The organism is Verrucosispora sp. ts21 (assembly GCF_002879555.1).
Lineage (GTDB): Bacteria > Actinomycetota > Actinomycetes > Mycobacteriales > Micromonosporaceae > Micromonospora > Micromonospora gifhornensis.
Map to the genome: position 1 here is coordinate 47365 of NZ_PNOZ01000017.1, position 11881 is coordinate 59245.

Annotated in this window: 13 protein-coding genes; 6 read left to right on the forward strand and 7 right to left on the reverse strand. The window is 69.9% G+C overall.

All coding sequences use genetic code 11. The annotated features are described in order from the left end of the window. The first annotated feature begins 203 nt into the window (after positions 1 to 203). Positions 204 to 1856 carry a sugar ABC transporter permease gene (locus C1A38_RS09900; protein WP_146017506.1) on the forward strand — a complete coding sequence of 551 codons (1653 nt, stop codon included), beginning with the start codon at positions 204 to 206 and terminating at the stop codon, positions 1854 to 1856. A gap of 79 nt (positions 1857 to 1935) precedes the next feature. Then, the gene (locus C1A38_RS09905; protein WP_199180162.1) at positions 1936 to 3159 is read left to right on the forward strand and encodes a serine hydrolase domain-containing protein; all 1224 of its coding nucleotides are present in this window, start codon (positions 1936 to 1938) and stop codon (positions 3157 to 3159) included. Here the strand turns inward: C1A38_RS09905 and C1A38_RS09910 are convergent. The 3 genes from C1A38_RS09910 to C1A38_RS09920 are packed head-to-tail and all read right to left on the reverse strand — an operon-like array spanning position 3156 to position 4876. Next, on the reverse strand, positions 3156 to 3683 hold the full coding sequence (locus C1A38_RS09910; protein WP_102657542.1) for a metallophosphoesterase family protein: 528 nt from the start codon (positions 3681 to 3683) through the stop codon (positions 3156 to 3158). The two genes, C1A38_RS09905 and C1A38_RS09910, sit on opposite strands and share 4 nt — an antisense overlap. A 28-nt stretch (positions 3684 to 3711) precedes the next feature. Continuing rightward, positions 3712 to 4260 (reverse strand): RBBP9/YdeN family alpha/beta hydrolase, encoded by a 549-nt coding sequence (locus C1A38_RS09915; protein ID WP_158244881.1) that lies wholly within the window; start codon positions 4258 to 4260, stop codon positions 3712 to 3714. Between the two features lie 22 nt (positions 4261 to 4282). Further along, the gene (locus tag C1A38_RS09920) at positions 4283 to 4876 is read right to left on the reverse strand and encodes an MOSC domain-containing protein (protein ID WP_102657584.1); all 594 of its coding nucleotides are present in this window, start codon (positions 4874 to 4876) and stop codon (positions 4283 to 4285) included. Between the two features lie 246 nt (positions 4877 to 5122). Between C1A38_RS09920 and C1A38_RS09925 the strand changes: the two genes are divergently transcribed. Both C1A38_RS09925 and C1A38_RS09930 read left to right on the forward strand, forming a co-directional pair. Continuing rightward, entirely contained in the window at positions 5123 to 6550 is a 1428-nt protein-coding gene (locus C1A38_RS09925; protein ID WP_102657544.1) for a hypothetical protein, read from the forward strand. Beyond that, on the forward strand, positions 6547 to 7725 hold the full coding sequence (locus C1A38_RS09930) for an ARPP-2 domain-containing protein (protein WP_102657545.1): 1179 nt from the start codon (positions 6547 to 6549) through the stop codon (positions 7723 to 7725). The genes C1A38_RS09925 and C1A38_RS09930 overlap by 4 nt, the downstream gene beginning before the upstream one ends. Positions 7726 to 7753: 28 nt before the next feature. On the opposite strand, the gene C1A38_RS09935 is transcribed toward C1A38_RS09930, so the two are convergent. The 3 genes from C1A38_RS09935 to C1A38_RS30760 all read right to left on the reverse strand — a co-directional run bounded on the left by C1A38_RS09935 (position 7754) and on the right by C1A38_RS30760 (position 9888). After that, positions 7754 to 8773 carry a protein-L-isoaspartate O-methyltransferase family protein gene (locus C1A38_RS09935; protein ID WP_102657546.1) on the reverse strand — a complete coding sequence of 340 codons (1020 nt, stop codon included), beginning with the start codon at positions 8771 to 8773 and terminating at the stop codon, positions 7754 to 7756. A 13-nt stretch (positions 8774 to 8786) separates the two neighbouring features. Then, on the reverse strand, positions 8787 to 9338 hold the full coding sequence (locus C1A38_RS09940; protein WP_102657547.1) for a hypothetical protein: 552 nt from the start codon (positions 9336 to 9338) through the stop codon (positions 8787 to 8789). Between the two features lie 256 nt (positions 9339 to 9594). Further along, positions 9595 to 9888 carry a hypothetical protein gene (locus C1A38_RS30760; RefSeq protein WP_146017507.1) on the reverse strand — a complete coding sequence of 98 codons (294 nt, stop codon included), beginning with the start codon at positions 9886 to 9888 and terminating at the stop codon, positions 9595 to 9597. A 450-nt stretch (positions 9889 to 10338) separates the two neighbouring features. On the opposite strand from C1A38_RS30760, the gene C1A38_RS09945 reads away from it, so the two are divergent. Further along, entirely contained in the window at positions 10339 to 10542 is a 204-nt protein-coding gene (locus C1A38_RS09945; protein WP_102657548.1) for a cold-shock protein, read from the forward strand. A gap of 71 nt (positions 10543 to 10613) precedes the next feature. Here C1A38_RS09945 and C1A38_RS09950 read toward each other — a convergent pair whose 3' ends face one another. After that, positions 10614 to 11210, reverse strand: coding sequence for a TetR/AcrR family transcriptional regulator (locus C1A38_RS09950; RefSeq protein WP_102657549.1), 597 nt, complete (start codon positions 11208 to 11210; stop codon positions 10614 to 10616). 95 nt (positions 11211 to 11305) lie between these two features. On the opposite strand from C1A38_RS09950, the gene C1A38_RS09955 reads away from it, so the two are divergent. Then, positions 11306 to 11881, forward strand: coding sequence for a hypothetical protein (locus C1A38_RS09955; protein ID WP_233196747.1), 576 nt, complete (start codon positions 11306 to 11308; stop codon positions 11879 to 11881).

An 11881-nucleotide genomic window follows, 5' to 3' on the forward strand; every position in this document is an offset into this window, starting at 1 on the left:
GACGGAGCTGTCGCCCGCCACCCGATGACGCCGCCGGGCGGCACGATCCGCCCGCTCTGAGTATCTGTACTCAGCGATGCCGACGTGCCCGTACTCAACGGCGGCGACATCGATGATGTGCACCCGTTTGTCAGGTGGCGCAGGCTTGATCGCTGTGCTTATCGTCAGGCCCGGCCGAGGAGTCCGACGAGACGAGGAGCACCATGAGCGTGGCAGCACCCACGATGACGGCAGGCCGTGCCGGACCGAACAGCGGTACCCGGATCGGTATCGGATTCGTAGTGCTGCTTCCCGCCCTACTCGCCCTCGCCTGGTCGTACCTGCTCCCCACCGTGCAGGCCCTGGGGCGCTCGACCACCCGTGACCGGATGGTCGGCCCCAGCGAGAGTGTGGGCGCCGCCAACTACGAAGCCCTCTTCACCCGGGGATTCCTCGGTGACATGGGCTCGGCCCTGCTCCTGGCGCTGGTGCCGCTGGCGTTGGCCCTGCTTGTCGCACCGGTGCTGGCGCTGCTCGCCGACCGCGCCGGGCGCCCGGCGCGGCTGGCGCTGCGGGCCCTGGTCGTGCTCCCGGTCGCCGGGTACGCGCCGGTGGCGCTGCTCATCGGTTGGCGCCTCGACCGGGTGGAACCCGGCACGATGCTGGACCGTCCCCTCGCGACCCTCGTGGAGTTCACCGCAGTCACTGGTGCCGGACTGGTGGTGGCGATCGCCACCACGGCCTTCCTCGGCACGCTCCGCGGCCGGCCGCACCGCCGCGACGCCCTGCCGGCCGCGCTGACCGTCGCCGGTCTGCTGATGCTCGGCATCATCGCGGTCACCCTGCAGACCTTCACCGCGACGCTGATGACGGGCAACAGCCGTACCCCCGTGGCGCACGTGGTCACCCAATCCCTGCAGCGTATGGACCTCGGTGGCGGCTCCGCCGCAGCGGTGCTGCTGCTGATCCCGCTGGCCTTGCTCGGCCTGGCGGCGACGGTCCTGCTGCTGCTCACGAAGGCCCGCATCGAGGTGGTCGACGAGGCCGTCACCCACCGCGAGCACCCGGAGGGCGTGGTCAGCAAGTCCGGTCCGGTCGCCGAGTCCGCTCCGGTCACCGAATCGACCGGTAACCGGCAGGCCCGGATCGGGCTGGCGGTCGCGGGGGCGATCGTGTTCGCCGTCATGCTGTGGGTGGCCTGGCCGTGGCTGACCCGCAGCCTGCGTTTCACCACCGAGATCCCGCCGATGCCGGCCCCCGACCTGAGCAGCATGTTGACGGCGACCTGGCTGCCGACCCTGCTGTCGGCGGTGGTCACGGTCGCGGTCGCGGCGGCGGCCGGCTTCGCCATCGGGGGCCTGCGTCCCCTCGGTCGGTTCAGCGAGTTGCTCCTGCTGCCCTTCGCGCCGTGGCTGTTCGTCGGCACCGGGCCGCTGGCCATCGAGTCGTACCTGCGGGCTCGCGACTTCGACCAGCTCAACACCTTCCTCGGCCTGGTGCCGCCGGGTTGGGTCAGCATTCCCGCGTTGTTCCTGTTCACCGTGCTGTTCCGTGGGCTGGAGCCCCGGTGGCGGGCAGGCGGTGGGTTCGGGCGCGCCATGCTCGCCCCGGCGGCGCCGATGATCCTGCTGGTCGGGCTGGTCACCTGGTTGGTCACCGCCGCACAGGTGCTCTGGCCGATGCTCGTGGCGTCGACACCGATGAATCGACCGGCACCGCTGGAAGCCATCATGATGTTCGCCAGGTGGGGGAGGGCCACCGACGAGTTCGCCCTCGGCGCGGTCCTGCCGCTACCGATGATCCTGATCTTCCTGGTCGCGTTCGGATGGCTACAGGTGCGCTACCTCGACCGGCTGGCGGTGCGAGTCGGTCGATGATTTCCCGGCAGAGGGTGCGTTCAGCCCGGCACGCGACAATCATGTAGGGATGTTCAGTACTCTTCGGACACGGAAGGTCGTGGCCGCCGGCGTGATGCTGGCGGCCACGATCGCTGTTCTACCCGCATCCGCCGCAGCGCAGCCCGGACCGTCCGCCGGCAGGCCGGACCGCGCCGAGTTGCGCGCCGCGCTCACCGCAGTACCCGAGGCCGGGGTGCCCGGCGTCCTGGCCGAGGTGCGCCAGGGGCGGCATGACTGGCGAGCCGCCGCCGGCCAGGCGTATCTGACCAAACCTCGACCCATGCAGCCACAGATGCGCCACCGTATCGGCAGCATCACCAAGACCTTCGTGGCCACCACCGTGCTGCAACTCGTCGACGAGGGACGGTTGGGTCTGGACGACCCGGTCGGCAAGTGGCTCCCCGACACCGTGCCGGGGGAGCGCGGTGACCAGGTCACCGTCCGGATGCTGCTGAACCACACGAGCGGCATCGGCAACTACACCAACGCGATGATCGACTCGTACGCGGCGATCAACCAGATGCAGGTCACCACGTACGCCCCGGCGGACCTGGTCGCCACCGGCCTGGCCATGCCGCCGACCGGCGCCCCCGGCACCACGTTCAGCTACTCCAACACCAACTACGTCCTGGCGGGACTGCTGATCGAGGCGGTCACCGGCAACGACGCCCCGGCCGAGGTGCAGCGGCGCATCCTGCGACCGTTGAAGCTCACCGGGACGAGCTTCCCGGGCACCGATCCGACGATCCGCGGCCCACACAGCGGCGCCTACTTCGCCCCGTTCGGCGCACGCGACCTCAGCGAGTTCAACATGAGCTGGGGATGGACGGCCGGCGAGATGATCTCCACCACGGCGGACCTGAACACCTTCTTCCGCGCGCTGCTGGACGGAGACCTGCTCAGCCCCGCCACCCTCAAGCAGATGCTCGACGGTGTGCCGATGCTGCCGGAGCTGCCGGAGGCCGGCACCTACGGCCTCGGCATCTACTCGCTGCCCACCCCGTGCGGCGAGTTCTGGGGCCACGACGGCGCCGTGTTCGGTCACCTGACCTACTCGCTGCACAGCCGCGACGGCACCCGCCAGGTGTCCTCCGGCATCAACATCAGCCACTACCAGGTCGGTCTGCCCGACCCGCACCCGTTCGACATCGCCTGGCAGACCTTCCTGCTCACCGCGATGTGCCCGGCCGGCGACGTGAGCAGCCGCTCGGCAGAGACTGCACCGCAGCTGCCCAGCGTGACCCGGATGCCGGGCAACGACGCGGCGGTGGCGGCACCCTAGGGCGTCACACGGCGTTGCGGCCGGCTGGACGGCGTTACCTCGTGCAGAGTGACGGCGTCCAACCGGCCGTCGGCCAGCTCGGCGGTGAGATACGTCGCGTACGGCTGACGCCGCCGGTCGGTCGGCGAGCCGGGATTGAGCAGCCGCAGACCGCCCGGCGCCTCGCTGTCCCACGGGATGTGGGAGTGCCCGAAGACGAGCAGGTCGCAGTCGGGAAAACGGGCCGCGCAGCGACGCTCCCGGCCACTGGCGGGGCCGGTCTCGTGCACCACCGCGATCCGCATCCCGGCCACCTGCACCCGGGCGATCTCCGGCAGCCGGGCACGCAGCTGCGGGCCGTCGTTGTTGCCGTAGACCCCGACCAGCCGGGCGCTGCGCCGCTCCACCTCGTCGAGCAATTCCACGCTGACCCAGTCGCCGGCATGGATGACCAGGTCGGCGGCATCGACGGCAGCCCACAGCCCGGACGGCAGGTCACGGGCCCGCTTCGGCACGTGCGTGTCCGCCATGATGACCAGCCGCATCCCGGCAGCGTAGCCCCGACCGGCCCGGTCAGCCCGTCACCGCGGCCAGCGACCGGAGCAGATCCTCGCCGTCGGGCCAGGGGCCGAACCCGGCCCTGGAATCCAGATGCCCGACCGCGCCCGCGTCGAACAGCTCCGAACCCCAGTCCCGCGCGTACGCCTCGAACTGTTCGACGGTGGTGTTCGGGTCGGTGCGGCTGGCTACCAGGATCGAGCGGAACGGCAGGGGCTCGCGTGGCACGTGGTCGATGACGACATCGACGCTCTCGCCCGGACCGGGTTTCCAGTCCGGATCCAGGTACGGCGGTGTGACCAGCAGCGCGGCCCGGACGGGACCGAGGTGCCGGTGGGCCCAGACGGCGACGGTCAGGCATCCCGCACTGTGCGCCACCAGGATCACCGGCTCACGGTCAGCGCTGATGGCAGCGTGCAGCGCGGCGACCCGTTCGGTGGCGACGTACGGCGGCCCGGGCGGCTCCGGCGCCCACTGAAACCCCGGACGGTCCCGCACCCACCTTCGCGACCAGTGGTCGGCCGACGGCACACCCCGACCGGGCACGACCAGGTGACGCGTCACGCCCGGCAGCCGTTTCCCGAGGTCATGGCAGCGGCTGGTCGGGCGGGAGCTGCCGGATGGGGTCGCCGACCCGGATCGTCGCACCGACGACCACCCGGGCGTTGAGGCCACGCAACCGTAGTCGCTGACCTTCCTCGGTCCACACCACCTTGTGAGCGTCGCGTCCGAACCGGGCGGCGAACTTGGCGCAACCGTTGTGCGGCTGGTCGGTCACCTCGATGACCGCCCGGTCGCCGATCGCCAGACGAGTGCCGGCCGGCAGCGCCTCGACGCTCAGGTCCAGGTCGACGTAGAGCTGATCACCGGCCAGCGCCCAGGCGTCGCGATCGGCACCGGCGATCAGCTCGATGAAACGGGAGTTGATGACGTTGAGCTGCATGTCGGGGTGCGGTGACCGGTCGGGTGTGCGTTTGCTGGGTCGTTGACCCCAGCTGTCGCCGAGCAACCCGACGCCCGCGTCCAGTTCGGCCTCCGACAGCACCTCGCGGGCGTCGACGGCCGGCCGACGTACGGCCAACGCCAGGGTGCCGGACTCCCGGGGGGACTGCCGCACCAGGTGCAGCCCTGCCATGATCTCGTCCATCGAGCGATGCCGTACGGCGACAGAATTCTCCATGATGCGACTGTCCCTCATGGGTCTGCACGACGTCCATCAGTATCGACACCTGGGACCCTGCCCGGACGCCCTCGGGTCACCCCTCCACGCCGCCGAACCGGGTTGATCGTGACCGGTATCGTGGCCGGGCCGGCCGCGGGACTTCGGTGCGACTTCCGGAACCCGCCTCTGAAGCGATGCTTCGCAGTTCGTGCCCCCATTCCCCGGCCGGCACCCAGGGTGACGAGAGAAGGTGCAGTCGCGGTCATGTCGCGGGCGGATCGGGTCGCGTGCGAGGACGTGGTGATGTTCGTCAACGCCGCGATCACCTCGACGGCCCAACGCGAGTTCCGCTCCACCGCCGCCGCGCAGCGCCTGTCGTTGGACTTCCTCCACGAGTACGTCCTGGGCAACTACCGCGACCTGTACGCCGCGACCCTCGCCCTGGACGTCAACCAGCTCAACGCCGCCATGGTCGTGACGAACCTGCTGCGCACCGCCGCAGAGGCCAGCCGCGAGCAACGCGCGCAGGAGGGGCGACTGATCGCCGCACGGCTGCGGACCCTGCCACCACAACGGGTGTACGGCGTGTTCCGCGACCTGCGCCGGCGGGGGATCAACAACCGGCGTACCCGTGCCATCGTCCGCGACTGGGTGACGGCCCGCCCCGACCCGGCCTTCGACGCGGTCAAGTACCGCCGCTCGTTGTCCGTCGCCGCCCGACACGCCCACCTGCCACTTCCCGGCGAGGTCGGCACGGTGCTGTTCGACTGGCGTCGACCCAAGCGCTACGAGACACCGATCCTGGAGGCGTGGCGGCGCGCCCACTACGACCAGCGGGCCCTGTACGAGCTGCCCTACACCGTCGCCGAGGGACTGGCCGCCCAGCACGGCATCGACCGGGCCCGGTTCCTGTCCGGCATCGCACCCAGGCTCACCGCCGGTGAACGGCTGCGGTTGCAGGGCAACGCCGTACGGCACAAGGTCGACGGCGTCGCGATGGACCTGGCCACGGCACCCCTGACCCGGCTGGCGAGCTACGTGCTGTCACTGCCACGTCCGGAACGCCTCCGGCGTCGCGACGAGCTGACCGGCGCGCTCCGGGCCGCCGCGCGTCGAGCCGCCCGCCGGCAGGCGGGCACCTGGGGCCAAGTGGTGGCCGTCCTCGACGACAGCTACTCCGCCGCCGGCTCCGGGACCAAACGTCGCCGGCCACTCGCCGTCGCCCTGGCCACCCACTATCTGCTGGAGGCCCTCGCCGCCGACTTCACCGGGCTGTGGCTGCACCACCGCGGCGACCCGCTGCTGGTCCACCCCGTCGGGGCCACCGGGCTGGGCGTGCGCATCCTCGACGCGCTCGAACGTCGCCCCGACCGGCTCGTCATCGTCTCCGACGGCTGGGACAACGCCCCACCCGGACAGGCCGCCGAGGTGCTGCGGATCTGGCGCACCCGCCTCGACCCCGACCAGCACACCAGCATCGTGCACCTCAACCCGGTCTACGACGCCGACACCTTCGACGTACACCGCCTGGCCGCCGGCGTGGCCACCGTCGGGGTCCGCGACGCCGAGGACGCCGCCGCGCTCGTCGAACTGGCCCGCTTCGCCACCGGCAGCGCCGGCTTCGACGAGCTACGCCGCCACCTCGCCGACCGGGTCGAGCGGTTCCTCGACGCCCAGGAGGCAGTGTCGTGACCGCCGTCATCGAGGGCATCGACCTGGCCGGGCTGACCGCCGGACCCGCCCAGACGTGGGGGGCGATCCGCCTCGTCCCGCTCCTGCGGCGCGACCCCGTCACCGACCTGCGCCTGCACGCCCGGCTCCACGACCCCGACGCACTGTCGATCGTCCAGACCGCGCCCCGCACGGCGTACGTCTCGTTCATCCCGCACGCGTTCGTCGCCACCTGGACCACCGACAGCACCCCGGCCGCCGCCTACGGCACCCAGTTGCGCGGCAGCACCGACACCGAAGTTCCGGAGGGGATCCGGCTGGTGTTCCGCCGCCGCATGGCGCGCCGGGAGGACCGGCAGCGGCTGCGTTTCCTGCCGCTGCACCTGGCCATGGAGGGGTACCTGGCGTTGCAGTTCGGCGGCCCGCCCATCGCCTGGCAGGAGTGGACCCGCCAGGCAGTCACCCGTGGCCTGTCCCCCCGGGTGGAGGCCGGCTACACCGGTGCCGCCATCGCCGGCCTCGACGACGCGCTGCGCGTCTTCGAGATCCATCCCGACCAGTGCGGCATGGTGCTCTACGTCGCCGACGCGCTCACTGCCGCGTTCGTCGTTCCGCACCCGGACGACTACCGCGCCCTGCATCCCACGCTGCTGCAGGACTTCTACGGCGATCTGCTGTTCCACTACGCCCACCTGTATCCGGCCGTACCGGATTTCACTGTCCGGCTCGACGACACGGCCGTCACCAGCGTCGCCGATCTGCGCGCCCAACTCGCCCGGGTGGACGCCGAGTGGCAGGGCTTCCACGCCGTGCTGGCCGACGGACTGCTCGCCGCCGGACGGCTCACCGTCACCCCGGTGCACCGGATGGGCCGCTTCACCCTGGCCCGGTTCCTGCCCGCCTTCGACCCCGATACCGACAACCACATCGGCGAGGTCATCACCGACGAGACCGGCCAGTTGGCCTACCTCAAGACGTTCCGGCTGTCGGCTGCGCAGACCCGCCGCGGACATCTGCTGTCCCAGCTCGCCGCCCACGACTGGAACCTCGACACCACCGCCACCGCCCTGAGTACCGACCGCGTCGGACTGATTCAGCGTCTCGACCGGGCCGGCTTCGGCCACCTGCTGCGTCCCGACATCATCGACGCCTGCCGCAGGCGCGCGCGTGAGTCGCGCGGCCGTGCGGCGCGCTGAGGGCTGAGGGCCGTGGATTGTTCGAGTATCAGGTTGTTCGAGGAGCGACGGTGAGATCCCAGCCGGGAAGGTCTTCGTCGTCGTTGGGCGTGAGGGTGGGCTCGTACCACGTCGCGGCGGGTCGGCCGGCGTGTTCCCACCGGTCGAGCCAGCTCCGCAACGCGGCAAGCGAGGGGGACCGAGGACTGTCCGCGATGATCGTGGAGTCGGTCAGGATCACGGCTGCCGAGGAGGCGGTGGTGTGGCCGATGCCGCGTACGCCGTCAGGGGGCAAGGCGACGACGCTGCGGTTGCGGCCCGCGACGATGACGGAGAAAACCGTCCACGACAGCCAGTCCAGCGGTGATCCGGCGTACGTCTCCGTGTGACCGGGGCGCAGTAGCAGGTCGAGGGCGGCGCGGGCACCGGTGTGCTGCCTGTCGTCGCGGTCGCGCCAACCGATGGACAGCCACGCTGTCCCGGGTTGTCGACGGACGTGATCCACCCAACGACCGGGAACTGTCAGCGCGTCGGGCACCGCGCGCGTGGTGCTCTGGGCGTACCCGCCGAAGGTGAGCGTGTCGACGCGTGGAGTTCCGGCCGCGAGAGTGATGCTCGTGATCACCGTGGTGGACGGCTGCGCGGCGACAGGTAGACAGGCCACGATCCGGCCGTCGGCGGTCACCTGGTCGACCCAGGCGCGGGGCAACCGGGGCGGCGTGCACCAGGCCACGAGTCGCTGGTAGGGGGCGTGCGGCAGGTAGCCGGCCAGGCCGTCGGCGACATGGCAGGTGATGGTGGTCAGGCCGCGTTGGCGATGCAACCGGTTGGCCCAGCCGACCAGGTGGTCACTGATGTCGACGCTTGTCACACGACCGGAGGTCCCGGTCAGGGCGGCAAGCAACGCCCCGGAGTATCCGGTGCCGGTGCCGATCTCCAGCACGCGTGCGCCTTCGGGTACGTCGAGGGCGATCACCTCGCGCTGGATCGACTCGGCGGCGGAGCGGTGCAGGGTCTCACCGCGCTGTTCGTTGTGGACGTAGTGGCGCTCGGGCACGGTGCCGAACACTGCCCTGTCCTGGTCAGCTCAATGTGAAGGTCACGTCGTCGACGTCGAAGGCGGTGACCCCGTTGCCGGCCGTCTCGCTGGCGAGGAAGGTGACCGTCGCGGTGCGCTCGGTCGTCGCCGTCTCGGAGGACATGCTGTACTCCCGCCACTGCGACCCGCCGTCGTAGGCCAGCGAGAACCTCGTCTTCGGGGGGATCCCGGTGACCGCCAGCCCGACGTTCAGGTAGTCGCCGCGGCTGGTCTCGGTGGTGAGGGTCCGGACCCAGAACCGGACCGTCAGGTTGCAGTTCGCCGGCACCGTCACGTCGGTACGCAGCAGGTCGTACCGGCTGACGTCCAACCCGGCGAAGGTGGCGTACGCGCGGCCGGTGTGGGCGGGCCGGGCCGTGTCGCCGAGTACGACGATGCGGGGGTCGGCGGTCCAACCGGTGGTGCCGCGCTCGAAACCCGGGTTCGGGTGGATCTGCCCGCGGCAGGGCGCATCGGCTGTGGGCGGGCGGTGGGGTGCGCTGGCCGTGGTCAGCAGCAGTAGGGCAGCAGAGGCGAGAGTGACGAGGGTCTTCATCGGTTCTCCCCGTGTCGAGCATCTATGAGGTCGATTTCAATCGACGATGCTCGATCGGTGTTCCCGCGTCAAGGCTTTCCCGTTGTCGGCTCTGGGCGGTCTGGTCGACGGTGTGCCGACCGAAGATCCCGCGCCGCCAGGTCGAGGCTCTGATCGGTGGCCGTCCCCGACCGTCCCCGGTGGCCGCAGTGCCGCGACCTGCGGTTACCCGGGCGAAGCGATCTGAGGGACGCGGCAGGTCGGACCGGCTGGGTAACTACGGTGAACGAAGGGGCGCGAGCTGCACGGTCCAGGTCCGGGCTGTTCCGACGACGGCGATTGCCCGGCAGAGGAGGTCGCAGCCCAGCTGAGCGCTTCCCTCGGCGAAACCACGATTGATGATGCTGATTGCTCTCGGGTGGTCGCCTGCTTCCAGGGCATTCTCCAGGGCCGTGGTCAGAACCTTGGCGAGCGCAGAGTGAAAGCTTTCCGCCCCTTTTTCGCGAAGATTTTTGATCGGCCTGCGCGGCTCCGGTGAAGAGACCGCCGATGGGGCCAGTGCGAAAGTCATGTCCTTCTCCTGTGCCGGAGGGCCGCCCGAAATGGCGGCACCCGAAACTGGAGGTCAGCCAGACCTCCGATGGGTTGCCTCACGACAACGCTGGTCACCGCCCGCAACGTGGCGTTATCCGGCAGCACGTCCGAAGTGCCGGTGGGCGCGGACGCAGACGGTGATTCACCGCTCCACTCTACGCGCACGCCCACTACGCGCTACCGCTGTCACGTCAGCCGTCCCCACCCCACGGGCGCCAGCGGCCAGTGGCCCGCACGCCGTCAAGTTCTGTGCTACGGTTGCCTCGTTGCAGTTTTGATTTCCGTTGACGTCTCGGCGCCTGATGGGTTAACCAAAACCCGTTCAGGTGCTTTTTTCGTTTTTCGTGTCGTTCCCGACGCGGGTCATCAACGCAGCGGCACGCGAGACCGCACAGTGCGGTCTCCAACAGCCTGCGAAGGAGCAGACATGGCTACTGGTACCGTGAAGTGGTTCAACGGTGACAAGGGCTTCGGTTTCATCAGCCAGGACGACGGCGGCGCCGACGTTTTCGCCCATTTCTCGGCGATCTCGGCGAGCGGTTTCCGCAGCCTTGAGGAGAACCAGCGCGTCCAGTTCGACATCACCCAGGGCCCGAAGGGCCCTCAGGCGTCGGACATCCGCTCGCTCTGATTTCACGCTTCGTCGAACGGCGGCCTGACTGGTTCAGCAGGCCGCCGTTCGGCGTTTCGTCTGTCATTCGTTCAGGTTGTTCTCGGCGATGTGCCGACCCGAAGGAGCCCTTCGATCCCGCGCAGGAAGGTCTCGGACACCAACGCGGGGTCGTAGAGGCATCCGGCCGCCATGGCGCCGTCGCGGAGCATGACGAAGTGGCGCGCGGCGTCGTCTGCGGTCTCCTCGCGTATCTGCGCCATCAGCCTGGTGAGCGTGTCGAGGAACCACTGCCGGTGAGCGATGATCTCCTGATGCACGGGGTGGTCGGTGTCGGGGTACTCGGCCGCCGCGTTCAGGAAGGCGCATCCGCGGAATCCGGGGGACTGGATGTTCTGCGCGATGGATCTGGCGATGGCCAGTAGGGAATCGGCGGGCGACGGGTTGGCGGCGATGGCCGTCTCGACCGCGCCGCGATCCACCCCATGGACCTCCCGCAGGTAGGCGAGGATGAGGTCGTCCTTGCTGGCGAAGTGCCGGTAGAAGGTGGCCCGGGTCACCTTCGCCTCGGCGATGATCCGATCTACGCCCACCGAGTGGATGCCGTGCGCGTAGAAGATCCTGGTCGCCGTGGTGAGAAGACGGGTTCGCGCCTCCGAGGGCCGGCTGTCGGGTTCGCCGCGTGTCATGCCTCCAGCCTAGCGGACAGAACGTTCGGTCTTGACGATGCGGTTCGGCGCTGGCACTGTTGCGGTGGGAGAACGTTCTGTCTCCCATCCCTTCCGTGGAGAGGGTCACCGTGACCACCATTGCTGCTTCACCCGCCATCTCCCAGACAGCCTCGGCACTGCGGCGCCTGTACTTCATCCGCTTCGCGTTCGCCATCGTCTGGGCGGGCGTCACGATCGCCACCGCCAAGGAACTCGGCCTGCTCACGGTGGCACTGTTCGTGCTCTACCCGTTGTTCGACGTGGGCGCCGTCATCGTCGACCTTCGTTCGACGCGGACCACCGGTTCGCCGGTCCTGCTGTACGTGAACATCGCGGTGAGCCTGGCCGCAGCCGTCGGCGTCGGTGCCGCGGGCACCTCCGGCATCCCCGCTGTGCTGCGGGTATGGGGTGGCTGGGCCATCGTTGCCGGTCTGGTCCAGTTGATCGTGGGCGTCACCCGTCGGCGAATGGGCGGCCAGTGGCCGATGATCATCAGTGGTGGCATCTCCACTCTGGCCGGCGGGTTCTTCGTCGCCGGTGCTGCCGCGGAGAGCCCGTCGTTGATCAATGCGGCCGGCTACGCCATCCCGGGCGCTATCTTCTTCCTCGTCGCGGCGATCCGCCTCGGCCGTGCTGCGAAGGGGAGCTGA